General features: G+C 45.2%; 23 protein-coding genes and 1 riboswitch. Of the genes, 9 read left to right on the forward strand and 14 right to left on the reverse strand.

Annotated elements, in window-relative coordinates:
• Positions 1 to 172 precede the first annotated feature (172 nt).
• Complete coding sequence (locus DW173_RS17640; RefSeq protein WP_004316992.1) at positions 173 to 1462, forward strand: ATP-binding protein; 1290 nt, start codon at positions 173 to 175, stop codon at positions 1460 to 1462.
• 5 nt (positions 1463 to 1467) lie between these two features.
• Here DW173_RS17640 and nadD read toward each other — a convergent pair whose 3' ends face one another.
• The 3 genes from nadD to DW173_RS17660 form a co-directional block, all read right to left on the reverse strand.
• Complete coding sequence (nadD, locus tag DW173_RS17645; RefSeq protein WP_120144889.1) at positions 1468 to 2058, reverse strand: nicotinate (nicotinamide) nucleotide adenylyltransferase; 591 nt, start codon at positions 2056 to 2058, stop codon at positions 1468 to 1470.
• Positions 2059 to 2266: 208 nt separating this feature from the next.
• Entirely contained in the window at positions 2267 to 2836 is a 570-nt protein-coding gene (gmk, locus tag DW173_RS17655) for a guanylate kinase (RefSeq protein WP_004316995.1), read from the reverse strand.
• Between the two features lie 172 nt (positions 2837 to 3008).
• Positions 3009 to 3887 (reverse strand): YicC/YloC family endoribonuclease, encoded by an 879-nt coding sequence (locus DW173_RS17660; protein WP_004316996.1) that lies wholly within the window; start codon positions 3885 to 3887, stop codon positions 3009 to 3011.
• A gap of 89 nt (positions 3888 to 3976) precedes the next feature.
• Here DW173_RS17660 and tsaB point away from each other — a divergent pair, with 89 nt between their 5' ends.
• From tsaB to rseP, 7 genes are all read left to right on the forward strand, one after another.
• Positions 3977 to 4666 carry a tRNA (adenosine(37)-N6)-threonylcarbamoyltransferase complex dimerization subunit type 1 TsaB gene (tsaB, locus tag DW173_RS17665; RefSeq protein WP_004316997.1) on the forward strand — a complete coding sequence of 230 codons (690 nt, stop codon included), beginning with the start codon at positions 3977 to 3979 and terminating at the stop codon, positions 4664 to 4666.
• A 29-nt stretch (positions 4667 to 4695) separates the two neighbouring features.
• Positions 4696 to 5307, forward strand: a complete 612-nt coding sequence (locus DW173_RS17670) for a DUF4290 domain-containing protein (protein ID WP_004316998.1) — start codon at positions 4696 to 4698, stop codon at positions 5305 to 5307.
• A gap of 165 nt (positions 5308 to 5472) precedes the next feature.
• Positions 5473 to 6777, forward strand: a complete 1305-nt coding sequence (murA, locus tag DW173_RS17675) for a UDP-N-acetylglucosamine 1-carboxyvinyltransferase (RefSeq protein ID WP_008641268.1) — start codon at positions 5473 to 5475, stop codon at positions 6775 to 6777.
• Positions 6774 to 7313, forward strand: coding sequence for a ribosome maturation factor RimM (gene rimM, locus DW173_RS17680; RefSeq protein ID WP_008641267.1), 540 nt, complete (start codon positions 6774 to 6776; stop codon positions 7311 to 7313). The genes murA and rimM overlap by 4 nt, the downstream gene beginning before the upstream one ends.
• A 74-nt stretch (positions 7314 to 7387) precedes the next feature.
• Positions 7388 to 8248 (forward strand): M23 family metallopeptidase, encoded by an 861-nt coding sequence (locus tag DW173_RS17685; protein ID WP_004317001.1) that lies wholly within the window; start codon positions 7388 to 7390, stop codon positions 8246 to 8248.
• A gap of 97 nt (positions 8249 to 8345) precedes the next feature.
• Positions 8346 to 9515: a 1-deoxy-D-xylulose-5-phosphate reductoisomerase gene (locus DW173_RS17690; protein WP_120144890.1), complete on the forward strand. Its 1170-nt coding sequence runs from the start codon at positions 8346 to 8348 to the stop codon at positions 9513 to 9515.
• Positions 9516 to 9639: 124 nt separating this feature from the next.
• Complete coding sequence (gene rseP, locus DW173_RS17695) at positions 9640 to 10995, forward strand: RIP metalloprotease RseP (RefSeq protein ID WP_120144891.1); 1356 nt, start codon at positions 9640 to 9642, stop codon at positions 10993 to 10995.
• 85 nt (positions 10996 to 11080) lie between these two features.
• Here rseP and DW173_RS17700 read toward each other — a convergent pair whose 3' ends face one another.
• From DW173_RS17700 to DW173_RS17725, 5 genes are all read right to left on the reverse strand, one after another.
• Complete coding sequence (locus DW173_RS17700; RefSeq protein ID WP_087320439.1) at positions 11081 to 12475, reverse strand: MFS transporter; 1395 nt, start codon at positions 12473 to 12475, stop codon at positions 11081 to 11083.
• Positions 12476 to 12710: 235 nt separating this feature from the next.
• Positions 12711 to 13169 carry an anaerobic ribonucleoside-triphosphate reductase activating protein gene (gene nrdG, locus DW173_RS17705; RefSeq protein WP_008026567.1) on the reverse strand — a complete coding sequence of 153 codons (459 nt, stop codon included), beginning with the start codon at positions 13167 to 13169 and terminating at the stop codon, positions 12711 to 12713.
• Between the two features lie 194 nt (positions 13170 to 13363).
• Positions 13364 to 15757 (reverse strand): anaerobic ribonucleoside triphosphate reductase, encoded by a 2394-nt coding sequence (locus DW173_RS17710; RefSeq protein WP_120144892.1) that lies wholly within the window; start codon positions 15755 to 15757, stop codon positions 13364 to 13366.
• A 31-nt stretch (positions 15758 to 15788) separates the two neighbouring features.
• Positions 15789 to 15978: riboswitch (cobalamin riboswitch) on the reverse strand.
• Positions 15979 to 16265: 287 nt separating this feature from the next.
• Complete coding sequence (locus DW173_RS17715; protein ID WP_118407738.1) at positions 16266 to 17126, reverse strand: Rpn family recombination-promoting nuclease/putative transposase; 861 nt, start codon at positions 17124 to 17126, stop codon at positions 16266 to 16268.
• A 530-nt stretch (positions 17127 to 17656) separates the two neighbouring features.
• The gene (locus DW173_RS17725) at positions 17657 to 18169 is read right to left on the reverse strand and encodes an HU family DNA-binding protein (RefSeq protein ID WP_009038697.1); all 513 of its coding nucleotides are present in this window, start codon (positions 18167 to 18169) and stop codon (positions 17657 to 17659) included.
• Between the two features lie 366 nt (positions 18170 to 18535).
• On the opposite strand from DW173_RS17725, the gene DW173_RS17730 reads away from it, so the two are divergent.
• The gene (locus tag DW173_RS17730; protein WP_049702163.1) at positions 18536 to 18808 is read left to right on the forward strand and encodes a DUF4248 domain-containing protein; all 273 of its coding nucleotides are present in this window, start codon (positions 18536 to 18538) and stop codon (positions 18806 to 18808) included.
• A gap of 245 nt (positions 18809 to 19053) precedes the next feature.
• On the opposite strand, the gene DW173_RS17735 is transcribed toward DW173_RS17730, so the two are convergent.
• From DW173_RS17735 to DW173_RS17760, 6 genes are all read right to left on the reverse strand, one after another.
• Entirely contained in the window at positions 19054 to 19572 is a 519-nt protein-coding gene (locus DW173_RS17735) for a hypothetical protein (protein WP_118218435.1), read from the reverse strand.
• A 20-nt stretch (positions 19573 to 19592) separates the two neighbouring features.
• Complete coding sequence (locus tag DW173_RS17740) at positions 19593 to 21392, reverse strand: hypothetical protein (protein WP_120144912.1); 1800 nt, start codon at positions 21390 to 21392, stop codon at positions 19593 to 19595.
• A gap of 37 nt (positions 21393 to 21429) precedes the next feature.
• Positions 21430 to 22626, reverse strand: coding sequence for a hypothetical protein (locus tag DW173_RS17745; protein WP_120144893.1), 1197 nt, complete (start codon positions 22624 to 22626; stop codon positions 21430 to 21432).
• 259 nt (positions 22627 to 22885) lie between these two features.
• Positions 22886 to 24052: a BACON domain-containing protein gene (locus DW173_RS17750; RefSeq protein WP_120144894.1), complete on the reverse strand. Its 1167-nt coding sequence runs from the start codon at positions 24050 to 24052 to the stop codon at positions 22886 to 22888.
• A gap of 1 nt (position 24053) precedes the next feature.
• The gene (locus tag DW173_RS17755) at positions 24054 to 25361 is read right to left on the reverse strand and encodes a DUF4302 domain-containing protein (RefSeq protein WP_120144895.1); all 1308 of its coding nucleotides are present in this window, start codon (positions 25359 to 25361) and stop codon (positions 24054 to 24056) included.
• A gap of 28 nt (positions 25362 to 25389) precedes the next feature.
• Complete coding sequence (locus DW173_RS17760; RefSeq protein ID WP_120144896.1) at positions 25390 to 26301, reverse strand: putative zinc-binding metallopeptidase; 912 nt, start codon at positions 26299 to 26301, stop codon at positions 25390 to 25392.
• Positions 26302 to 26320 lie beyond the last annotated feature (19 nt).

The following is a 26320-nucleotide window of genomic DNA, read 5'->3' on the forward strand; positions in this document are numbered from 1 at the left end:
AAACAGAAATAGCAGCATCATACACTTTTCTGATACGACTTTCTATAATATACCACACTTTTAGGGTCGACTTTTTGTTAAATACCACACTTTTAGGGTATGACTTTTTGTTATTATCCTTTTTAGTGCTTACATTTGTACCTATAAGTAGCTGACAATAAAAGAAAGAAGTATGAGAAGAAATGCAATGCAACAATTGTACGATTGGAAAGAAAAGTCTACACGAAAGCCTTTGATTATTCGCGGAGCCCGTCAGGTAGGAAAGACATGGCTTATGAAAGAGTTTGCGGCTACTGCTTACAAACAGTTTGCCTACATCAACTTCGAAGACAATGAAGTGATGAAAGAGGTTTTTCAAAAAGATTTTGATATCGAACGTATTTTGATGGCTATCCAGTTAGTAACCGGAAAAGTAGTAGATACAGATACCTTAATTCTTTTTGACGAACTTCAGGAAGCCCCACGCGGCTTGACAGCCATGAAATATTTCCTGGAGAAAGCGCCACAGTATCATGTTATTGCAGCTGGTTCTTTACTGGGCATCGCTATGCATCAAAATGACTCTTTCCCGGTGGGAAAAGTCGATTTTATAGACCTATATCCACTTTCTTTTTCCGAGTTTTTAGAAGCTATCGGACAAGAGTCTTTTGTCAGCTTGCTTGCAAAGCAAGATTGGAACCTCATTTCTACCTTCCGTTCTAAATTCACCGACTTCCTTAAACAGTACTATTTCGTAGGAGGAATGCCCGAAGTAGTCAATGCATTTATTGAGCATAAAGACTATACCGAAGTCCGCCAGTTGCAACAAAACATACTGGATTCTTATGACCGTGATTTTTCCAAACACGCTCCTATTGCCGAAGTCCCTAGGATTCGTATGGTGTGGCGTTCGGTTCCTGCACAACTGGCTAAAGAAAATCGCAAATTCATTTATGGAGTTATAAAAGAAGGAGCAAGAGCCAAGGATTTTGAACTGGCCATAGAATGGCTGATAGATGCCGGTCTTATTTATAAAGTAAACCGGGTAAAGAAAGGTGGAATACCTTTATCGGCCTACGAAGATTTTTCCGCATTCAAACTGTTTATGCTAGACACCGGATTAATGGGAGCAATGAGCGGACTCCCCCCACAAGCATTATTGGAAGGCAATGTTTTATTTACCGATTATAAAGGAGCAATTACCGAACAATATGTGTTACAACAACTGAAATCAGTGAAAGGCTTGAATATCTATTACTGGTCTTCAGATACTTCCAAAGGAGAATTGGATTTCCTTTTGCAAAAAGAAATCTGTATTATTCCGGTCGAAGTGAAAGCTGAAGAAAATTTACAGTCGAAAAGTCTGCGTTCTTTTGTTGAAAAGAATCCAGAACTACATGGCATCCGTTTTTCCATGTCAGATTATCGGGAACAAGAGTGGCTGACAAATTATCCGTTATATTCTGCCGGACACATATTATAATATATTCAAAGGCGTATATTATCTTTCTTAATAGCCTCCCAAGCTCTCGGATGCAGGAAGTAACGAATATCTTTCCCTGCACTCAAGGCTTCCCGAATAAAAGTGGAACTGATTTCAAAAACAGGGGAATGAACGAGACGCACGGTTTCCGGCAATTCCTCTTCTTTTACCGGAAAGCCGGGACGAGGATAAATGAGGAGTTGATTCTCTTTAATGATGCGTTCGGACTGATACCAGCGTCCAAAACGTTCCCAATTATCGGAACCGATAATGAAATAAAATTCCCGGTTAGGATACGTTTCACGAAGTTTTTCCAGTGTATATACGCTATACGAAGGACGGGGCAAATGAAATTCAAAGTCTGAAGCTCGAAAACGAGGATAATCACTGATGGATAACTCCACTAATTGAAGACGAAGCTCGTCACTCCATAATTCAGCCTTCGTTTTCAAAGGATTCTGCGGACTTACCATAAACCATATTTCATCCAACCCTTCATACTCACAAAGGTAATTGGCTAAAGCGAGATGCCCGATATGAATCGGATTGAATGACCCGCTGAAGATTCCGGTTTTTCTTGTTTTAACTTGATTCATTTTCCGCTATTCTTTCTTGCTTTATTTTCTTTCTCCACTTCGGTAAAACAATAGCTTGTCTGATTGTGAGAAGTAGCGCAATGCCGCTTATGACCCATTGTTGAAAATAAAGGCATACAATAAAAGCAAGAAGATTCATCACACCGGTGACGGCACACAGATACATCCATTTTCGGGTGTTACAGTTCTTCTTGTACATTCTCAAGTCTTATTCTTCGGCTAAAAACTCTTTGATTACTTTCAACGCTTCTGCCTTCGCAGCTTCCAAATCGTCATTGACAATCACACAATCGAATTGCGGAGCAAACCCCAATTCGTATTCCGCCTTAGCAATACGGCTTTCAATGACTTCCGGAGCATCCGTTCCGCGTCCTTCCAACCGGCAACGTAATTCTTCCACCGAAGGCGGTTGAATGAACACTGACAACGCACGGTCACCATAAAACTTCTTGATATTACATCCACCTACCACATCAACGTCAAACACTACATTCTGACCTGCTTCCAGTTGCTTTTCCACTTGTGCCTTCAACGTTCCGTAATAACGGTCCTTATATACTTCCTCATACTCCAAAAATTCGTTGTTCTCAATGCGACAACGGAATTCCTCCGGCGTAAGAAAGAAATATTCCACTCCGTGCTGCTCCGTACCACGCGGAGGACGGCTGGTAGCAGAAATAGAAAATGCAAGATTCAAATTCTGCGTCAGCAGATAATTGATAATAGTAGATTTGCCCGAACCTGACGGGGCAGAGAAAATAATTAGTTTACCGGTCATTATTAAAGTTTATTTGACATTAAGTTATTTACGATTAGACGATTTACGATGTACGATTGATATTATTTTTTGAATTTATAAATATCCAAATGTGTACACTATTATTTCGCAATACTAACTTCAATCGTACATCGTAAATCGTCTAATCGTAAATGAATTTATTGTGAGTAAATTACATCACGTTCAACACCTGCTCCTTAATCTGCTCCAACTCATCTTTCATCTGAACAACGATTTTCTGCATTTCGGCATGATTGGACTTGCTACCTAACGTATTGATTTCCCTACCCATTTCCTGGGCGATAAAACCAAGTTTCTTACCTTGTCCGTTACCGCTTTCCATTGTACTGATGAAATATTTCAGATGGTTGCTAAGGCGTTGTTTTTCTTCATTGACATCCAGTTTCTCAATGTAATAGATCAATTCCTGCTCCAAGCGGTTCTTGTCGTAATCCACACTTAATGTCTTTTCGAGAGCATCCGTGATGCGTTCTTTCACTTTTTCCACACGCTCTTTTTCGTAAGGAGCGATCTTTTCGAGCAGGCTTGAGATATTGGCGATCTTTTCACGGAACTTCTTTTCCAGTGCAGCACCTTCCTGTTTGCGGAAATCTACCAGATGACTGATAGCATCGAGCACAGTGGCATGCACCATTTTCCATTCCTCGTCGGTCAGTTCCTGGATTTCCGTTTTAGTCATCACATCCGGCATACGGAGCAATGTCTGAAACCAGTCGGCAGGAACAGGAATACCAAGATTCTGCGAGATTGCCAAAATCTGTTTGTAGTAACCTTCCACCAATACTTGATTGATAGGAGTCGCATTTTCTGCCGTTTCTTTCTTCTCGATCCACAGGCTGAAATCAACCTTTCCACGTTCCAGCACTTTAGAAATCTCATTACGGATTTCAATCTCTTTTTCACGATACGCCGGAGCGATGCGAGTGGATAAATCCATTGCCTTGCTGTTGAGCGACTTGATTTCTACATTTATTTTTTTATCAGGAAGTTCGGCCGTAGCTTTGCCGTATCCTGTCATAGACTGTATCATAACCTTAAAGTTTTGTGCAAAAGTACACGAATATTTTAAGAATTGGAAATAATCATGTAAATTTGCGACAATTTAATAAGCTGATTTTTATGTCGTGTATACTGAATATTGAAACCTCTACCTCTGTTTGCTCGGTAGCGGCCAGTCAAGACGGACAGACGATTTTTGTGAAAGAAGATTTGAAAGGCCCTTCACACGCCGTGTCTTTAGGAGTTTTTGTAGATGAAGCGTTGTCTTTCATAGACAGTCATGCCATCCCTTTGGATGCAGTCGCAGTGAGCTGCGGGCCAGGTTCTTACACCGGACTTCGAATCGGGGTTTCTATGGCGAAAGGAGTTTGTTACGGACGTAACGTCCCATTGATCGGTATTCCGACGCTGGAAGTATTGACTGTTCCGGTGTTGTTGTATCACGACTTGCCCGAGGACGCTTTGCTTTGTCCGATGATCGACGCCCGCCGCATGGAAGTATACGCAGCCGTTTATGACCGCAGACTTCAGGTGAAACGTGCAGTAGCTGCCGATATTGTAGACGAAAACTCTTACTTGGAGTTTCTGAACGAGCAGCCGGTTTATTTCTTTGGAAACGGGGCCGACAAATGCCGCGAACAGATCACGCATCCGAACGCACATTTTATCGACAATATTCACCCGTTGGCTAAAATGATGTTCCCGCTGGCAGAAAAAGCAATAGCCGACGAAGATTATAAAGACGTGGCTTACTTCGAACCTTTCTACCTGAAAGAATTCGTTGCTTCCATGCCAAAAAAACTTCTTTAATTTTTAATTTTAAACTTTCAATTAAATAAATGCAATACAATACTCAACAGAAAAGAATGCCGCTTCCCGAATACGGGCGTAGCATCCAGAACATGGTAGATTATGCGTTGACCATTCAGGATCGTGCAGAACGTCAGCGTTGTGCCAACACCATCATCAACATTATGGGAAATATGTTCCCCCATTTGCGTGATGTGCCCGACTTCAAGCACAAGCTCTGGGATCATCTGGCTATCATGTCCGGTTTTGAGCTGGATATTGACTACCCGTATGAAATCATCCGTAAGGACAACTTGGTGACCCGTCCGGATCCGATCCCCTACTCCACTGCCCGTATGCGTTATCGCCACTACGGACGCACACTGGAAGTGCTGATAAAGAAAGCAATCGAATTCCCCGAAGGAAACGAAAAGAGAAACCTGATTGCCCTCATCTGCAACCACATGAAGAAGGACTACCTGGCATGGAACAAAGATACAGTGGACGACAAAAAGATCGCCGAAGACCTGTACGAACTCTCCAACGGGGAACTCCAAATGACTGACGATATCGTCCGGCTAATGGCAGAACGCCTGAACCAGAATTATCGTCCGAAGACGAACTATACCAATAATCGTCAGAACAACAAAAGAAGATACTAAGAAAATAGGAAATTAAGTATTAAGTATAAAGTATTAAGTATTAATCGCAGCCATTTGTTGGCACTGGTTGGATTTCTTTTACTTATTTACTTAGCGTGCGATACCGTACGGTTAATACTTAATACTTGATACTTAATACTTTAATCACACTTAATACTTTAATTAATGGCTTCATTTGTAATCGAAGGAGGACATCGGCTTTGCGGAGAGATTCACCCGCAAGGAGCTAAAAACGAAGTTTTGCAGATAATCTGTGCCACATTGCTAACCGCAGAGGAAGTAACGGTGAACAATATACCTGACATTCTTGATGTCAACAACTTGATTCAGCTCTTGCGCGAGATGGGAGTGACGGTTGCAAAGAAAGGCATTGATTCTTATAGTTTTAAAGCAGAGAATGTAGACTTGGCTTATCTGGAAAGCGATGAGTTTTTAAAGAAATGCTCCAGTCTGCGAGGCTCTGTCATGCTGATTGGCCCTATGGTGGCACGTTTCGGCAAAGCGTTGATATCCAAGCCGGGAGGAGATAAAATCGGTCGCCGCCGTTTGGACACCCACTTTGTAGGTATTCAGAATTTAGGAGCGGACTTCCGTTATGATGAAGGACGGGGCATTTATGAAATAACAGCCGACAGACTTCAAGGAAGCTATATGCTGCTGGACGAAGCATCCGTCACCGGAACAGCCAATATCGTAATGGCTGCCGTGCTTGCCAAAGGCACTACTACCATCTACAACGCTGCCTGCGAACCTTACGTGCAACAACTCTGCCGGTTGCTCAACCGGATGGGAGCGAAAATCAGCGGAATTGCCTCCAACCTGCTTACTATTGAAGGTGTGGAAGAATTGCATGGCGCGCAACACACCGTATTGCCCGATATGATTGAAGTCGGCAGTTTTATCGGTATGGCAGCCATGACAAAAAGCGAAATTACCATCAAGAACGTTTCTTACGAGAACCTTGGAATCATCCCCGAGAGCTTCCGCCGCCTAGGCATCAAGCTCGAACAGAGAGGAGATGACATTTATGTTCCCGCACAGGAAACCTACCAGATAGAATCATTCATCGACGGCTCCATCATGACGATAGCCGACGCCACCTGGCCGGGACTGACTCCCGACTTGCTTAGTGTGATGCTCGTTGTAGCCACACAAGCCAAAGGCAGCGTACTGATCCATCAGAAGATGTTCGAAAGCCGCCTGTTCTTTGTGGACAAGCTAATCGATATGGGTGCACAGATCATCCTCTGCGACCCTCACCGTGCCGTAGTCATCGGACACAATCATGGCTTCAAGTTGCGTGGTGCCCGCCTGACTTCACCGGATATACGTGCCGGTATCGCCCTTCTGATTGCCGCCATGAGCGCCGAAGGAACCAGTACCATTAGTAACATCGAACAGATAGACCGTGGTTATCAGAACATCGAAGGACGTCTGAACGCTATCGGAGCCAGAATCACCCGAATATGATAAAGAAAGAAGAAGTATATAAGATAGGATTATTCAATAAACCGCATGGTATTCACGGCGAATTGCAGTTTACGTTTACCGACGACATTTTCGACCGCGTGGACTGCGATTATCTGATATGCCTGCTCGACGGTATTTTCGTGCCCTTCTTCATTGAAGAGTACCGTTTCCGTTCCGACTCCACCGCTTTGGTAAAACTGGAAGGAATAGACACCGCCGAACGTGCCCGAATGTTCACCAACATCGAAGTTTACTTCCCCGTAAAGCATGCGGAAGAAGCGGAAGACGGCGAATTGTCCTGGAACTTCTTTATCGGTTTCCAAATGGAAGACATTCATCACGGACCTCTAGGAGAAGTGATAGATGTAGATAACACTACGGTAAACACCCTTTTTGTGGTTGAAAGAGAAGAAGAGGAACTACTCGTTCCCGCCCAAGAGGAATTTATCGTAGGAATAGATCAGAAACAGAAACTCATCACCGTGGAACTTCCCGAAGGGTTACTCAATCTGGAAGAGTTGGAAGATGACCGATGAGAACAAATAAAACGATGAGCCACTCATCAACTGAAAATAATAAATAGTAAATCGTAAAATAGTAAATATCCGAGATGCCAAAGAGAAGACGAAGTAAAGCTTTCTGGAAAAATTTCAAGTTCAAGTATAAACTAACGATCGTTAATGAAAATACACTTGAAGAAATTGTCGGACTTCGTGTATCCAAGCTCAATGGACTATCCGTTTTACTTTGCGTGCTGGCAGTGCTTTTCCTGATTGCTTCCTGCATCATTACTTTCACCCCGTTACGCAATTATCTTCCGGGATATATGAACAGTGAAGTCCGTACACAGATCGTAGACAATGCGCTGCGTGTAGACTCTTTGCAACAAGTGCTCAACAAGCAGAACCTCTACATCATGAATATTCAGGACATTTTCAGCGGGAAAGTGCCTATCGACAGCGTGCAAACGCTTGATTCGCTGACTGCTGCCCGTGAAGACACGTTGATGGAACGAACCAAGCGGGAAGAAGAATTCCGCCGCCAATATGAGGAGAATGAAAAATACAATCTGACCTCCATCACTTCCCAACCGGACGTGACCGGATTGATATTATACCGTCCGACACGAGGCATGGTGTCCGACCACTTCAATGCCGAAAAGAAACATTACGGCACTGACATTGCCGCCAATCCCAACGAAAGCGTACTGGCAACCATGGACGGAACCGTCATCCTTAGTACATACACGGCTGAAACCGGTTATCTGATTGGCGTGCAACACAACCAGGATTTAATTTCGATCTACAAACACTGTGGTTCTCTCCTGAAAAAGGAAGGTGAACGGGTGAAAGGAGGCGAAGCCATCGCCCTGGTAGGAAATAGCGGAACACTTAGTACAGGGCCGCACCTGCACTTCGAACTTTGGTATAAAGGTCATCCGGTGAATCCGGAAAAATACATTGTTTTTTAGATTATCAATGATGAATGATGAGATATGGCGAGTGATGAGATATAAGTGATAATCAGCGATGATATGTTTGTCAACAAAATAGGAAGAAATAGATAAAATGAATATAGAGACTAATAAAAAGAAGAAACAAATAGCTATTCTAGGCTCCACAGGTTCTATCGGGACGCAGGCTTTGCAAGTCATCGAAGAGCATCCCGACCTGTACGAAGCATACGCACTGACAGCCAACAATCGTGTGGAACTACTGATTGCCCAAGCACGGAAGTTCCAGCCGGAAGTGGTAGTGATAGCCAACGAAGAAAAGTATTCCGAACTGAAAGAAGCATTGAGCGACCTGCCTATCAAGGTGTACGCAGGAACCGACGCTATCTGTCAGATTGTGGAAGCAGGTCCTATTGATATGGTATTGACAGCCATGGTCGGTTATGCCGGACTGAAGCCGACAATCAACGCGATCCGCGCCAAGAAAGCGATTGCGTTGGCAAATAAAGAAACATTGGTAGTAGCAGGTGAACTGATTAACCAGCTGGCACAACAATATCGCACTCCGATTCTGCCGGTAGACTCTGAACACTCCGCCGTTTTTCAGTGTTTAGCGGGAGAAGTGGGCAATCCGATTGAGAAAGTGATATTGACTGCCTCCGGAGGTCCGTTCCGCACTTACACTTTGGAACAATTGAAGTCTGTGACTAAGACACAGGCCTTGAAACATCCCAATTGGGAAATGGGAGCAAAAATCACGATTGATTCTGCTTCTATGATGAATAAAGGTTTTGAAGTGATCGAAGCCAAATGGTTGTTCGGTGTTCAACCCAGTCAGATTGAGGTGGTTGTGCATCCGCAATCAGTCATTCACTCGATGGTGCAGTTTGAAGACGGAGCTGTAAAAGCACAGTTGGGCATGCCCGATATGCGCCTGCCCATCCAGTATGCATTCTCCTATCCCGACCGTATCAGTTCTTCTTTCGACAGGCTCGATTTCTCCAAATGCACGAACCTGACGTTTGAGCAACCCGACACGAAACGTTTCCGCAATCTGGCACTCGCTTACGAAGCGATGTATCGCGGAGGGAACATGCCTTGCATCGTTAATGCCGCCAATGAAGTAGTGGTAGCCTCTTTCCTGAAAGACGGCATCAGCTTCCTCGGCATGAGCGACGTGATAGAAAAAACAATGGAACAGGTTACCTTCATTGCCAACCCGACCTACGATGATTATGTGGCTACCGATGCGGAAGCAAGAAAGATAGCAGCAAGTCTGATATAATTCATTTCGTAGAGGAATAAAGAAAATAGAGAAATTGATTAGTATTAATATAAATTGAAAATAGCCTTTATATCTTCTCTTTGGCAGAGAATCCAGTGAAGGCTTTAAATTGTAAATAGACTATATGGAAACATTTTTGATTCGTGCCCTGCAATTGATTATGAGCTTATCTTTGCTCGTTATCATTCATGAAGGCGGGCATTTTCTTTTTGCCCGTTTGTTTAAGGTGCGTGTAGAAAAATTCTGCTTATTTTTTGACCCCTGGTTCACCCTGTTTAAATTCAAGCCCAAGAAAAGTGACACAGAATATGCAGTAGGTTGGCTGCCATTGGGCGGTTATGTCAAGATAGCCGGTATGATTGACGAGTCGATGGATACCGAGCAGATGAAACAACCCGAACAAGCGTGGGAGTTCCGTTCCAAACCGGCGTGGCAACGCCTGCTAATCATGGTGGGTGGCGTACTGTTCAATTTCCTGTTGGCCCTGTTCATCTACTCGATGATTCTATTTGCGTGGGGCGACCAATATATAAAGGTGCAGGAAGCTCCTCTCGGTATGGATTTCAACGAAACGGCCAAATCCGTAGGTTTTCAGGACGGCGACATCCTTCTTTCTGCCGACGGCGTTCCTTTTGAACGTTATGACGGCGATATGTTGAGCCAGATTGCCGACGCCCGCGAAGTAAGCGTTATCCGCAACGGCGCGAAAGCCTCCGTTTATATCCCTGAAGACTTGATGCAACGCCTTCTGGCAGACAGCATCCGTTTTGCCTCCTACCGTTTCCCGTATGTGATAGACAGTGTGATGGTGAATTCTCCTGCCGCACAAGCAGGCATCCAACCAGGCGACAGCATTATCGCCCTGAACGGAACACCGATTTCTTTTTCCGACTTCAAAGAAGCGATGGCAGAACGTAAGAAAAACGCGGAAACCCTGCTCAAAGACAGCATAGATCCGCGCCTGATTACACTGACCTATGTGCGTGGCGGCGTAACCGACACATTGAATATGCGTGTAGACTCCGCCTACCTGATGGGTGTAACTGCCTGTCTCGTCACAGACCGCCTGCTCCCTATGGTGAAAAAAGAATATACTTTCTTCGAATCCTTCCCGGCAGGTGTCTCCCTCGGCGTAAAGACCCTGAAAGGATATGTAGGAAACATGAAATACCTCTTCTCGAAAGAAGGAGCCAAACAGCTAGGTGGCTTCGGAACGATCGGCAGCATCTTCCCCGCTACATGGGATTGGCACCAGTTCTGGTATATGACAGCCTTCCTTTCCATCATTCTGGCTTTCATGAATATCCTCCCTATCCCCGCATTGGACGGCGGCCACGTGCTCTTCCTCTTCTACGAGATGATAGCGCGCCGCAAACCGAGCGACAAATTTATGGAATACGCTCAAATGACCGGTATGATTCTACTCTTCGGTCTGTTGATATGGGCTAACTTCAACGATATTCTAAGGTTCTTCTTCTAACAGACCAAACGACAGAAGAAAGACATAAAAAAACAATCCCGGATGAGAACAGGTATTCACTCCTCTCTCATCCGGGATACTTTTTTTATAGAGTGGAAGGCTGCGATAGTCTCAAGCTGCTGACGATAGCCGCCACAACAGCAAATCCACTTCCTACCATAAGGCAGACAGCCGTACTCCGGTCATGAGCGACAAAGCTGAAAAGCAATGCGACCAATGTTGTCCCGGTGGTCTGTCCCAGCAAGCGGGCCATTCCCAACATACCACTGGCTCCGCCCGAACGTTGCGTAGGAGCGGAAGAGATAATCGTACTGTTGTTCGGTGTCTGGAACAATCCGAAGCCTGCCCCACACAGCATCAAACGCAGAATGATACTAATATCGGACGACTCGGCAGTCAGACTGGAAAGCGAGAAAAGCCCGACGGCAAACAGAGCCATCCCGACACTTCCCAAGATACCAGGGTGGATGCGCTCGACAAGATATCCTGCCAATGGAGCCGTGACAAGCGTAGCCAACGGCCACGGTGTGAGTAGAAGTCCGGTCATGACTTCGCTGTGTCCCAAAGTGTTCTGGAGGAAAAAAGGCAAAGAAACCATCGCTGTCATTTGTGCTATGAAAGAACAGATGGAAGTCAGGATGGACAGCCGGAAAATCGGAATCCGCAGCAGATCAAGAGGGAGCAGCGGAGTGGTCTGCGTCAGTTGTCGGCGCACGTAGTAGGTACCGACCACTGCCAACACAATCAGTTGAATGAAAAGGAAGTCCATTTTCTCATGGTGGGCAAATCCGTCCAGCGTGTAAATGAGCAGACCGAAAGTGACCGCATTCGCGATGGCACTGATATAATCGAATTTACGTTTCGTACGCTCCTCCTGTCGTGGCAGGTGTTTGATGCCGAGAAGCAATGCAGTGAGTCCCAACGGCACATTGATGGCAAACAACCAGTGCCAACTGGCAATGGAAAGAATACCGCTCGCCACAGATGGTCCGGCGGCAGCCGATATGGCGACTACCATTGCATTGATCCCCATCCCCCGCCCGATCTGGCTCTTCGGATAGATGTAACGCAGCTGTGCCGTATTCACACTAGTGATGGCGGAAGCGCTGAACCCTTGAAAGATACGGGCAACCGTCAAAGTCCAAAACGAATCGGACAAGGCACAGATCAATGAAGTGACGCAAAACAGTCCGATGCCCGAAAGAAAGACTTTCCGGTAACCGATGATTTCACCCAAAGCGGAAAAAGACAGTAACGATATAACGATGGCCAGCTGATAGCCGTTGATAATCCAGGTGGTTACAGCGGGAGAAGTCCCAAAATCATGCGAAAGTGTAGGTAGTACGATATTGACGATGTTAATATCCAGTACTGACATACAAAGAGCGAAGCCGACAGACACCACCGCCCAAATACGTTTAGGCATTGGCAAGCCATCGGTCTCATCGTTTTTTTGAGTTGGATTTATTGATTGTACCATAAAAACTTATTCTTGTAAGTAGTCGTTTATTTCTTCACCATCAAGCAGACACAAACACAGACGCAAGCCCCACCGGCTACCAAAAAGCGCCGCGTTACTCTGTGATGAAAAATGATTCACTTGGTTTCGTAAAGGTAAACAAAACAACGGTACAGGTGTTTTTGTTTCCTTTGAAAAATAAGTTTTTTTAGTGCTCAACTACTGGATTCAACTTACTCTAAATGTCGAATTACATTTACTTCAGCTTCAAAATCCGCTGATTACTGCTTCCCCTGAACTCCAGATATGGAGAGAAAAGAGCCTGTTCGAAGCGTCCGTCCACCAATACATCAATATAATCAAGAGCGGCACTCAAACGAGGCTGCGCCTTAATTTCTTCGTATGTGTATCCGGTGTAGCACCACACGTTCATCCCTGTTTCCTCTTTCACCCGTTTCAGTAAAAGCAGGAACGCTTCCGGATGAAAAAACGGATCACCGCCGGAAAAAGTAACGCCGTCCAACAAAGGATTCGCTTTGATTTCACGAATGATGGACTGTATTTTCTCCTCCGTCAGTTCTTCTCCTGCTCCCGGATTCCAACTCTCCGGGTTGTGGCAACCGGGACAATGATGGGAGCAGCCGGCAAGATAAATAGAAAACCTGATACCTTCACCGTCAACAATCGTTTCAGAATAAGTTCCTAGTAAATTCACTTCTTTAATAGCTAATGGAAAATGAAGATTTGAGAATGGATGATAACCATATAAATGTGGAATAAATACTCGTTACAGAACAGTACAAGATGAGAGTAACGTGCTGCAAGTAATAACCGAATAATGGATAATGAACCGTAACGCTTTCATCAAGCACCGTTCATTATCCATTCATCAATTATCAAACATTTATTCTACAAATGTTTTACACGGTCCTTCTCTTCTGCCCGTTTGGCAGAGTTCCAAGAGCTTAAATCGCCCGTCAGATAACCGGTAATACGGCGCATACGGAGAATACTTTCACTCTGGCATACAGGGCATTTATCGAAGATAACTCCCTTGTAACCACAGTTATGACAAGTGTCTACCGGGTGATTGATAGAGCCGTATCCAATTCCTTCGTCGTGCATCACTTTCACAATCTTGGCAATGGCACGCACATTCTTCTGCGCTTCACCGTCCAGCTCCACATACGTGATGTGTCCGCCGCGCGTAATAGCGTGGAACGGAGCTTCACGCTTGATTTTCTCAACGATGCTGATCGGTTCTTTCACGTCTACGTGGAAAGAGTTGACATAATAGTCGCGATCTGTCACTCCGGGGATTTTTCCATATTTCCGGCGGTCCATTTTCGTGAAACGTCCCGAAAGTCCTTCGGCAGGAGTAGCCAGAACGGAGTAGTTCAGGTTATATTTCTCTTTATATTCGTCTACCACTTTATTCATTTCCATCACCGCTTCATACAGCGTGTCCCATGCTTTCTGGCTGTGTCCGTGACCTTGTCCGTAGAGAGCCACCATCGCGTTATGCCCGCCGATAAATCCGATCCCCAGTGTACCGCTGCGCAAGGCGTCTCCTACCTGTTCGTTCGGATTCAGTTCGCCACCGCCTTTCCACACATTATTTCCCATCATGAACGGGAACTGGCGTGCCAGGGCCGTACGCTGATACTGATAACGTTCGTAAAGCTGGTCAGCCACGAGCGCAGACATTTGGTGTACAGATTCGATGAAAATTTCTTTTGCTTTTTGTTCGATGGCGTCCTTGTTGCGTTCATCTTCTACCAGATTTTCCGCTTTGATACGGGCTTCGATAGCCAGTCTTGGCATATTCAGTGTGGTGAACGAAAGATTGCCACGTCCTAAAGAAGATTTTTCTCCGGCCACATTTTCAAAAACACGGGTACGGCAGCCCATTGTTGCCAATTCGTAAATGTAACGCTGCGGATCGTCGGCTTTCCATTTCTCGTTCTGGTTGAAAGGTGTGTCGAGGAACATGAAGTTCGGGAACAACGCTTTCGCAGTAGTCTGGCAAGCCTTTAATAACAAGTCGAAGTTGGGAGCCTCGTAACTGTCGGTCATTGCCGCTTCGATGTTCTCCGCTTTCATTGCTTTCTCAAAGTCTTTCTCCGAGTAAGAAACGCCGTCTTTCACCTTGAATATCTGGATAGGGAATACGGGCACTTCTCCTCTGGTGCCGAGGCCTTCAATGGTAGCTTTCAGCAGTTCTTCGATCACCATGCGGCCTTCGGCAGAAGTGTCCGTTCCGTAGTTGATGGAACTGAATACCACTTGGTTACCGCCACGAGAATGCATCGTATTCAGGTTGTGGATGAATCCTTCCATTGCCTGATGTGTATCTTTACGGGTCTGCTGGTAGGCTTTTTCGACGATGCGGGCAAGGTGTTCCTTATCTATAATGATCTGTAAAGCGACCAGAGCGATGCGCAATGTTTCGCGTTCGGCCTCGGTGGACTTGATAGACGGAAGGTATTCTTTAATCAACGTACGGATGGATTTTTCATCGGCCTGATTTCCGTTTTCCATAGCCACATAGAAGTTGATGAACGATGCCAGATGCTTGCGGAAAGATTTGGCCACTCCTTTTGCCATGAAGAAGTCGAAAGCCGGAATCGCCTGTCCGCCATGCTGCTCATTTTGGTTGGTCTGAAAGATGATGGTAGCCAGCGTAGCATAGCTTTGGATGCTTTGCGGGGTGCGGATGCTACCGTTCTTTGTGCGGAAACCGCGTTCAAAGAGGTCATCCATATCATATTGAATGCAGGTTGTCGTCTTTGTCGGATAATAATCCAGGTCGTGGATGTGAATGTCTCCCAACTGGTGTGCTTCGGCAAAACGTTTCGGCAACAAGTATTTATAGGTATAATCTTTAGTTACTTCGGAAGCGAACGTCATCATCTGTCCGGCAGGCGTGTGACTGCTCATGTTGGCGTTGCTCAAATTGACATCGTTCTTGTCGATAGCCACAATGCCGTCCATCACCTGTTTCATCTGGGTTTTCTTATCACGCTCCGTATTCCGCCATTCGCGATAGATGATGTATTTCTTCGCTACTTCCGGCCGCACTTTCATCAACGACTTTTCTACCAAGTCTTGAATCTCTTCTACGGTGATCGTGGGGGTTGAAAACTGACTGATAACATTCATGGTGATGTCAGCAACCAACTGCTGCTCATCCTGAATTCCACTTGCACTGAATGCTTTACTGATTGCATTCTTAATCTTACTGATAGAGAAATCTTCTCTTTTACCATCACGTTTGATGATACAAATTTCCGCGTAGTTCATAACTTTAACTCCCGAAAGCATTAATAAATTAAAAATAGAAAATCTCTTCGGCAGGTCTTCTGACTTATCCCTCCCCCGCAACACCTTCCCACACCGGCATCGATGCAGTGGCCTATTGTGCGGATTCTTAGAGAATTACAGCAGCGGGTACTGTCGCCGATTTGCACAGCGTTCCCTCATTGACTAAACCTCTTTTTAGTTCCGAAACCGGATACAAAGATAGGAGATTATATCATAGCTTGGTTAGCTTTTAACATTAAATTTCGGGAAACTTTTCTTTCTCACTGATACAGAAAGTTTTCCAAAACGGAAAACTTTTTTCTGATTTTAACGTGGATAATATTCCAAATCCGTTCATTTCACCCCAAAGACATATATAGTTTTTAGATACTTTACTCTTAACGAAAAAAGGATGTGTTAAAAGTCTCCACAACTATCTTTTGCTTCATAAGTTATAGACTATTTTTTCACTTTCGACAAGCCTTTCTTCCCAATGGAATGAAAGAAATTATAATTTTTCTATTTCTTCTTTCGAAAGCCCGGTAGATTTCATAATAATATCGTCAGCCACACCTAATTCTTTCAAATTACGAGCTGTTTCTTCTTTACCTTTTTGCAAACCTTTCTGTAATCCTTTTTGTAAGCCTTTCTGTAAGCCCTTCTGTTCAGCAAAGTCCAACGTATTAAAATAATCGTTATAAACTTTCCATTCTTCTTCATACTGGGCTCTTTCCTCCTGGGTCATATTTGCTTTGGAAGCCAACTTTTCAAGTCGCTCGAAGACGGCCTTGCGAGCCTTGAAAGGCATCCGGTCAAGTGTATCCATATGCTTTAGTATATAAATCCAGCGTTCAAAATCATTTTCACATTCATCCTCTTCTTTGTTGAAGTTCGGTAGTTCGATAAAAATCTGCCGGAACTTGTTGCTGAAGAGCTTCCCCGTATCCCTGTCAGAAAGAACGACATCCGTTCTGATTTTAGAGGGCATATCCTTATCCATCACGAAATTCATGAAGAACACTCCGTACACGGCATCCAACTGGAAGTTCCAAACTCCCCTTTTCGCTTGCTGCGTAATGGCCCTAGAAAGATAGAAGAGGGCACGATCTTTAAAATAAGGCTGTTCCCGGTTCTGCATTTCTACGATAATACGTTCACCGGTATCGGTTACGCAATAGATGTCGTAGATAAGACCTCGTTCTGTTTTTACTTCCGGCGGCTGTTCGTTGTTAAGGAACCTGATGTCGGTGATTACGTGCTCGCCTACGAGCAAATCGTTCAAGAAGTCGATTAACAACTCCTTTTCTACCTCTCTGCCGAATAAAAACTTAAAGCCAAAATCGGTAAAGGGATTGATAAATCTTCCCATTATATGCTGTGTCTCAATTATAAAACAAAGATAGAGTTTTTTTGTTGAATACGGTCAAGAATAGAAGAAAATAAATGGATACAAAAAGAAAAGCTGCCTCGTCCATTCGAGACAGCTTCTTTACTTGCTCCTTACTTATGTTTACTCTATGAGTTGCTACACGTTTATTTTTACTTGTTCCGCGAACTACGTGCAGACGGCACGTTCTATGTTTTTACGTCATTCCGTTTCATACCTTTTTTTTCAGGTATGCCAAGCCTTTTCCAGCTAGCTAATCCTTTTCTGCCTTGCCGTTTCTCCGGTGGCGGAAACGCAGAACTGCTTCAAGAATATCCAGCAACTTCTCCAATAATAGTCTCATCCGTTTTCTTTTTAAAAGTTAATAATCCGTTTTATGTCCGTTGGATTCCGTTTTATGTCCGTTGGAATTTGACAGCCAACCGTCAACCGTCGGTCATGTTCGGGCTTTAGTTTGCCCGACAAACTTATCAGTTAGTCCCTGCGGATTCAGCTGCCGGCTGAACTCCCGGTTAAGCTGCCGGGTCCGGCGCTTCTCCGCTTCCACCACCAGGTTTATTATCATCATCCGGTTCTTTGTCAATGACATCGTCGGCCACAAACGAACCCGCTACATCCTTGATGTGCACAAACTCCACCCCGGTGGTCAACGCACGGGTAGCACTTCCGTTGGCGGCGCGGGTGTATTCGGGAGTAAACTGGCAACGCAATGAAGTGATCTGCGAACTGCTGACCTTATTTTCCAACTCTACCCCTTTTCCGTTTGCCTTGGCAATCATAGTAAACGTCCCCAAGCCTTCGAGGCGCACCGTGCGGCTATTGAGCAACTGTTCACGCATCACCGACATCAGGTTACGAATGACGTTGTGAACATCACCCGCCGTCAGCGAGGCTTTTTCTGCAATCAATTCCGCCATTTTCTGCGTATTGACCATTTTCCCGAATTTCACCAGACGGGGATAATAAAGTTTCTGTCCTTCCTTGTTGGCAAGCGTTGCCTGATACGGTTTGTAAATTAATGGCATACTTTTTTTCCTTTCTTCTTTTTAATGATTAATGAATAAATTCTATCTGTAACCGATTACGAAGGCAAAAGTATATGAAAAGAAAAAAGCAGAGGAACACGATGTGACAACTCATCACAAGAGACAACAAACAGGCACAATTTCTACACAAGCTATGCCAACAGAGGCTTCTGTACAAAGCAGAACCACTTGGCATAAAAAAGCGTATCTTCGCATTCACACAGGATAAACTTAAAAGAAACAGATAAGTTCCTGTCACTGATTAATGGCTATTTTTTTAGGAGTAATCCGTGCCTAAATTATGATATAAACGAATTATGATATAAACAAATTATGAACACCTACTAATAATAGAAAGTACCGACAATGAAAACAGAAACAACAGTAACCTCCGTCAGCCCAAAAGAAATGTCGGAGACGGCAAACTCTCCCCGCATACAGACTTACAGCAAAAGTCAGCTGGCCACACTTTATCTGCCTCACATACAGTCTGCTTCGGCACGCCGCACCCTCCGCAGTTGGATTGCCCAAAATACGGCATTACAAGCCGCACTTGCCCAAACCGGCTACAGTGAAAAGGCAATCTTACTTACTCCGGCTCAAGTTGGACTATTCTTCAAGTTTTTGGGAGAACCCTAAAAAACAAATACGGCACGGAAAGGAATGAAAATAGAGTGATCTGAATGGATATTTGACATCGTAGTGCCCGAACAGGATTTCCCTCCGGCATACAAGTAATTTTTTAGACACGAATGACGCGGATGACACTGATGACACGAATGACGCAGATTTTTAAAGCTGCATAGCTATTTTAAAATCCGCGTCCGTCATCCGCGTCTAAAAGATAAATTCATAACCGGGCAAGAATATCGCCCGAAGCCGCCTTATTCCGAGGGTTCTTCTCCCGACGGTTTCATTAAATCGGCAGTGACCTCCGCTTTAAAACGGACCCCGTCATGAAGCCGCAGATTCAATTTGACAGTCACATTCGTTTCGCTGTTACGCTGCACATAAAACGTCCCTGTAACCTTTTTATACTGCGAGTAATAATAAATCGGATCTTCGTAGATAAAAACATACTGGTCGTTGTGATAGAGCGTAGAAGCATCCACCACCTGCCCTTCCCAATACAAATGGAGAGAAAAAGCAAAATAAGTATCAGTCTTTCCCTCATCCATCTTTTCCGGAGAAAGGACACAAGTTAAATAGTCCCCATCCACAGAAGCCACACCGGTCACAATCTTATTCGCCTCTCCCCGGAAAGAGTAAGTACCGATGGAAGGCATTTCCTCCACGTCCGGCCCGGGAGTTATCGAATCATTGTCGTCGCTGCATCCGACGAAAGCCAACAGCAGTCCCGATAAAGCGAACAGGTTGAAATATTTCAGTAAAATTTTCTTCATGAATATACTTCATTAAATCGTTATTCTATTACGGTCGCCGTGCCCTTGTAGTAGCCGGACAAGTCGCCATCGTACTGTACAATACTAAAAATCTTGAATGTCATTTCAATTTCACTTCCTTGAAGAGCCACAGAAGTATTGCCACCTGCGGCCAAATGAGCACCGTTCGTCGTATTAGCCTGATTATAAGTCACTCCTCCGTAAGCGATCGATATTTTCGCATTTTCCGCACTACCGGAAAATCCGTGAATAGCTCCCTCCATCATACTCTTCGGAACACGTACCACGGCATCCGCTGCCGACATTCCGGCCACGGTAGTGATACCTGCCTGCCGGGAAATATAAATCGCACAAATATCCGCATCTGTCTTATCTACCACTACCGACTGGATAGTCACCGGAGTGCCGTCCGCTCTCAACTGATATTGATTCGGAATCGTCGTATCATATACTTCGAAAGTACCGTTGTAGTTGCCCGATATTTTAAGGCTATTGTCTCCCAAATATTTGAGGTCGAGCGTCAACGAGTATTCATTATCCGCCGATTTCGACACACTGAATGTACCTGCCGCGTCTTCCAGATGTCCTTTAGAAACTTCGATTCTTTCTTCATCATACGGATTATAATAAGTAAACTCAAAAGCCAGATTCGTAGTTGTTATATCTACCTCCTGTCCGTCCAGTCCTGTATTCGGAACAAAAAGACGTACGTAATATGTATTTACATTATTCAAATCTGCAGCAGATGAAATCCCTGACGGAGTGAGATACAAGGCAACTCCTTCATTGGTCTTTTCATAGAAGGTAGCTTTGATATCACGTGTACTTTCTCCATTCAGAGTCAAAATATTGGTGGTGCTTTGCTTTATCTCGGTGTAATTACCTTCATAAGAACCTTTGAACTTTTCGCCCGAAAGCAACGTAAAACTAAAGGTTACCTTTATACTCTCTTCTGTCTTTTCGACTTTGAGCTTACCAGCCGAGCACACATCCGCCCATCCGTAAGGATCTACTGCGTCAATATCATCCGCTCCCAAGTTCGTCATGTTATAGAAAGCGTACTCCACATCTTCACCAGCGGTAATATCGATTTCTTGTCCGACCATTTCGGGAGTAACAGCCAGCATCAGATATTCGGCATCCGATATATCCTCCACCGTAGTCAAGCCGGCCTCCGGACTTAAATAAACATATTGGAAACCTCCTAACGTAGTAGCCACAACCGACTTCAACGCACGTACCTCATCGCCCAAAGAATATTCGCTCGGAAGCTTTTCCGGAGCCTTGTAAGCGCAATCCGCCTCGCCCGTAAATTTGCCGCCACCTTTCAATGTAAAGTCAAAAGTTGCTTTCACAGCGGATGTCTCATTTTCTCCCGGTGTCATTGTCACGGTGATCTTGCCCTGTGTCAACGCCTCTTCCCATTCGTCAGGACTAACGGTGACAATCGCCTCTCCGTCGGCATCCATGTAATAAACCACATAAGTGTCGTCATCAGAACTACCTACCGTGACCGGATTGCCTACCAGACTCTTATCCACTCCCAGCATTACATATTCCTTACCGCTGCTCATAAAGTCTTCCAGCGTTTCCAGACTTTGCAACGGACTCATACATACGTATATAATGCCCTCCTGTTCAAAGCAGGACACCGATTTCGCTTGTATCGTCTTATCTTTATACGTATACGTATTAACAGTTTCTACCGGCTCCGGTTCTGGCTCCGGTTCAGGCTCGGGCGCCGGGTCATCGCTACTACATGCCACAAAACAACTCATTGTTAACATGAACAAGAAAAAGGAAATAAATCTAGTTTTCATATCTCTCATTTTTGGGGTTAATTATAAAATCGTGTGATTAAAAAAAGAATACATTGACGGGAGTATCCTGCGAGTAGGTGGTACGCACGTGGTGCGGGTGTACCTTATCACAATCGATAAAGTCAATAGTCAGCGTATGTTTGTCGCCATCGCGTGCCACGGTCATCGTTCCGCCGTCTATACGTGCATATTCTTTCATGGTTCCGTTGGATATTTTCTCGTACCAGGTTCCCTGCGGATATGTAAATACATTGGGATAACCCGAAGCAATGCCTCCCGGTTTCAGGAATTCGCGCGGAATGCCCTTCGATTCTTCGTCACGTGCCACTACCTTATACGTACCAGCCGGAATACCTTGTGTCACATCCGTAGCCCATTCTACAAAGAATTCCACTTTCAGCACTCTTCCGTCGCCTGTCGGCCATGTGTCGGTAAGTCCTACACCGTCTTCTGCCAGGTAAAGTTCGACTACCCGGCACGATTCATCTTGCAGGTAATAAGAATCGCCCTTATCTTGCAGACGGGCTTGTGTCCATTCGTTCAGGGCGAGATCGGTGGTCAGCGTAGAGTTCGGAGTTTCTTCCGTGCTTTCGTGACGGTCGATAGTAGTCAGTTTTCCCGTGTAGGTGAAATAACGTTTGAGCGACAAGTCACCTACCAACGTACCACTAATCGTATATTCGCCGCCGTCACTCCGTTTGACAGTCATTTTACCTCCGGATAGGAGGTCGGCATCAACGCTTGTGGAGTACGCTTTCACGTCACCATAAAAAGTACCGCCAGGCACTTCCACTTTTCCGGTCGGCAGATCCATCTGGTTCATGTATCCGAGGTTGAACGTCCATTCATTAAACGTATATCCGTTCGGTGCCGCATCAAAGGTGCTTTCAGGAAGCGGAAACTCCGTGGTTCCGGGAGCAAACGGCGGAACATTGAGGCTGAACGCCATTATCTTGCCCGGTCCTATCGGATTACCGGCAGCGTCCACTTCCATATCCGTATACAGAGTGAGCACAAAGTGATCCGTCCCCACTCCGTCTTCGTCTCCCCAGTATACCAAGTTGGAGTTGACAAACTCTACGGTTTCAGGAGTAGGTTTTCCATTTTCTCCGCCGGGTTTTTCGCCCTCCGGATTTTCTGTGTCATTGTCGCTGCAAGAGGCCAACGCACACGCAGACACAACAGCGAACAGGCAAACACCTAATAAATTCATTAATTTTAATTTCTTATCCATATAAGAGTTATTTTATATCGTTACATCATTAAAAAGAACTTCCGTAGTGCCCGCGAAGGCAATAAAAAAGGCAGGGTAATCCCGGGAAAAAAACTCCCGTTCTCCACACGGGTAGTCCTCCCCGCCTGTCATATATGTAAAGTTAAAATTAAGAGAGGGTCATTAACCTCTCCTTCCGTTTCACAACGGTAGTTCTTTTCTTCATACATCTATTCCGGAAACGTTATATCCGGTTGATTCATTAGTTGCAAGTTTCCAACTATTTAAAGAGCGCAATGTCAGGGAAAAGAATATAGTCTTTCAATGCTGCGGTAGAAAATTGCTGTCCGTCGAATAGTGCTATCGCAAGATAACACCCGCTCTCCGGTGCACCGGTTACATCCTGATAACTCATCCCGACAGAACCATCCTGATAAAGCAGGGGAGCAAATCCGAAATTACCTTTCGCATAAATATTGGAGGAAGCAGCTACGGAAAAGCCGTATAATGTTTGTAAAACCACCTCCTCTTCCAGTGCTGTATTATCAGCCGTCCTGCTATTGGCTGTTTCATCCACCTCCTGCGTCAGAATAAAATCTTTCTGTGCTGCGCCGATAGGAACCACAAAAGCCCCATCCTCGTAGGTAGCCTGCAATGAAATCGTAGCCTTCGAAGGATCTTTCAAATACTGCACCACCGGAGTACCGACTAATGACATTTTAATAGTGTAGCCATCACCTTCCGCATCTTTCGTCACCTCCGTAGCCGACAAAGAATATGCCTTATCTATCTTTTTCTTATCCCATTTCACATAAATCTGACTGCTCTCCCATGCTCCGAGCAGGTCGCTCGCTTCATACTGGTAGACATAATAGAAAAACTTCCGTCCCTCATTGGTACTGACCATCAGTTGGCAAGCACGCGGATTTCCGGTCTTGTTCTCTTTCAATACGAGCAAGAAGCCTTCTTCTTTCGAGGCTGAAGGGACTTCCACCCAGTCGATTCCTTTCTGTACACTCACCTTGAAATCGAACGAGCTGTTGACCCGCACCACGGTTTGTGAAGGAGCATTGCCGAGCCGCAACACCTGTTGGTCGGTATCGGGCGCAAAAATATTACCAGCCTGTGTCACCACAATCTTCTGTTCGTTGCTACCATCGCTTACGGTCACTTGCGTGGCACGTGACACATATTCATAATTAGCCCTGGCAAGTAATGTGATTTTCTCGTTTGTCACTTCGATCACCCTACACCAGTCCGCACCGGAAACAGCCGTCAGTTCCCCGGCAGCCTGCAAAGCCACTTCCACCGTTCCACCGCCAGCAGCCAGATCGACATCCGTGTCCACGATGCGTAAGCCCTGCGGCGTTTCATCATTATCCGTGCCGCACGCTGCCATCAGCAGGCAGCATACAGATAATACGATCATAAATAACTTGTTCATCATACTATTCTTCTATTGTTTTTTTAACTAATCTGATGGAAGCAAACGCATCCGTGTATCCGATGAAAGCCGCGTCCTCCTCCTGCGAGTTGTACACTCCGAAGATGAATCCGGAAATTTCTCCCATCCAGACTCCATTGTCCACCAGGTAAATGCCGTTAGTGGTAGCATAACTAATCAGTCCGATAGACTCACTACGGAGCACATAATCGTTCATTACGTCCCACATAGCCAGATAAACATATCCGCCCTGCACCTTTTTGAGAAGCTGCGGGGAGACAGAAAGTCCGCCGCGCGGCTTGTCAAACATCACCAGAATATCATATTCCAGCCCCTTGAGCCAGTAACTCTTTCCGTCTTCGTTCTTCAATAGCCGAACTTCCTGCGAGGCCACTTCCAGTTGTTTCGTTTCATCGTTCAGGCGGTAAAAATCCATCTGATAAGTGCCCGGATAATAATCATAGCTTTGATATCCGGCAGTGTAGACACCCGCCAGTTTGACCCCCGTAGCCCCTTCGTCGGTACAGACAAAGCTGATAACCTCGTTCTTCCAGACAAAATTCTGCATCGTCTGACCGTCTATCGTTACCGGTTCATGAAAACGCATTCCGTCGGCAGTAAACATAAAAGGCACGGTTTTCTGATGCACTTTTCCTATTTCGTCATAATAAGTCACGATAAACGTATAGTTGCTGCGCAGCATTTGCCCCGTGTAGAGTCCGTCCATCAGTAAGTCATATTCATAAAAGAAAGCATCGTCCTCCACCTTTTTTATTTTAGTGAGATATTGCTTCCACGTCTGGTCTTCGGTAAGTGCCTTCATCACAATCCGGTTGCCGTATTTTTTGCCTTTCAGTTCGATACGCTCGGCAGAAGCACTCGAAATAATAAATTCGTAGTCGCCTCCGAGCGTCCCGTTCGGGTCGTCAGACATACTTCCCTGCGGCTGCCCGAAATAATGCACCAGATAATTATAGGTATCGAATGACAACATCGTCGCCTGTTCCGACTTAACGCTATAGAGCGAACTGACCGTTTCATCTGCCTCCGCCATTTGCGAAGCCATTGTCACTCGCTGACCATCGAATCTGCAAAGCAGGGTGATGCCTCCAAGCGAATAATCCTTGCCGACGTAATATTCCATCACCCAGCCATTCGGGGCAGCTTTCAAAAGTTCGCCGCATCGATTCACATCGGCTGTGGCACGATTGGCAGACGAATCGTCAAAGTAGTTTTCCTCCTGAAAGAGGCATGACTGCAAGCCCAGACAGGCAAGAGCCAGCAAGAGGTATTTCGTTATCTTCTTCTTCATAGTGATAATGTATAATTAAAATTCATACTCATTGAATCGTACTTAAATCAATTTCGGTAATCTCTTGCTGACGACGCAGCACGATTTTACGCAGTTCGTTCAAGTCGATTCCCCAAGTGTCGCGCATATAGTTGTAAACAATCGTAAACTTTTTATTGATAGTAGCTGCGCCCGTTTCTCCGGCTGCCTTCAGCATGTTATCCCAGTAGGTCTGCGTGTGGGTGACGTACATGGCTATGTTTTCCACGAAATCCTCGTTCGCCTGATTCATGGCATAGGCGGTCACGAAGCCGTCGGGCCACGCTATATCGTTTGTACGGGGCATGGCTCCCTCTGCAGTCATGTAGTAGTACCAGTCGGCTCCCACATATTTCCCCTCCGAGATCCGGTTGAAAGAAGGGTCGAAGTTTCGTTTCTGGTGCAGGATATGAGCGAACTCATGGTGCATCGTTTCAAAGTAATAGTCGTTCAGTTTTTCGATATTGATTTTCTTCACGTTGAGGTCGTTCACGTTGTAAAGCGTGATTTTCTTTCCGCCTTCTGCCGTGCCGAGTACCATATTCCCGCTACTTTCGTAAGCAGGCGATCCGATGAGATGAAAGGTTTTAGGCACGTATACGCGGAGAAAATCGATTCCCGCCAGTTCTACATAAGCGTCCATCCAGACGTGCTTGATGATTTTGGATAGTGCCACCGCTTTATCATAGTCGGCAGGCACAAGGTTGTATTTATGGTCGCTCTCGATGTCCTTCATGCGATACATGAAATCGATGTTGTAGGGATATGTGTAGTTGTCGAGCAACCAATCGTCGAAAGCGTTCCTCTCCACCGGCTCGGTGGAGAAAATGCTGTGCGCGGTGTCTATTTCGTCGTCATTGTTGCAAGCCCCCAGGCAGACTGCGGTAAGGGCAAGCAAAGAATAAATGAGCTGTTTTTTCATAACTTCCACTTTTTTTCTT

Origin of the sequence: Bacteroides sp. AM16-13, assembly GCF_003602705.1 — a bacterium.
In the GTDB taxonomy this organism is placed as follows: Bacteria; Bacteroidota; Bacteroidia; order Bacteroidales; family Bacteroidaceae; genus Bacteroides; species Bacteroides xylanisolvens.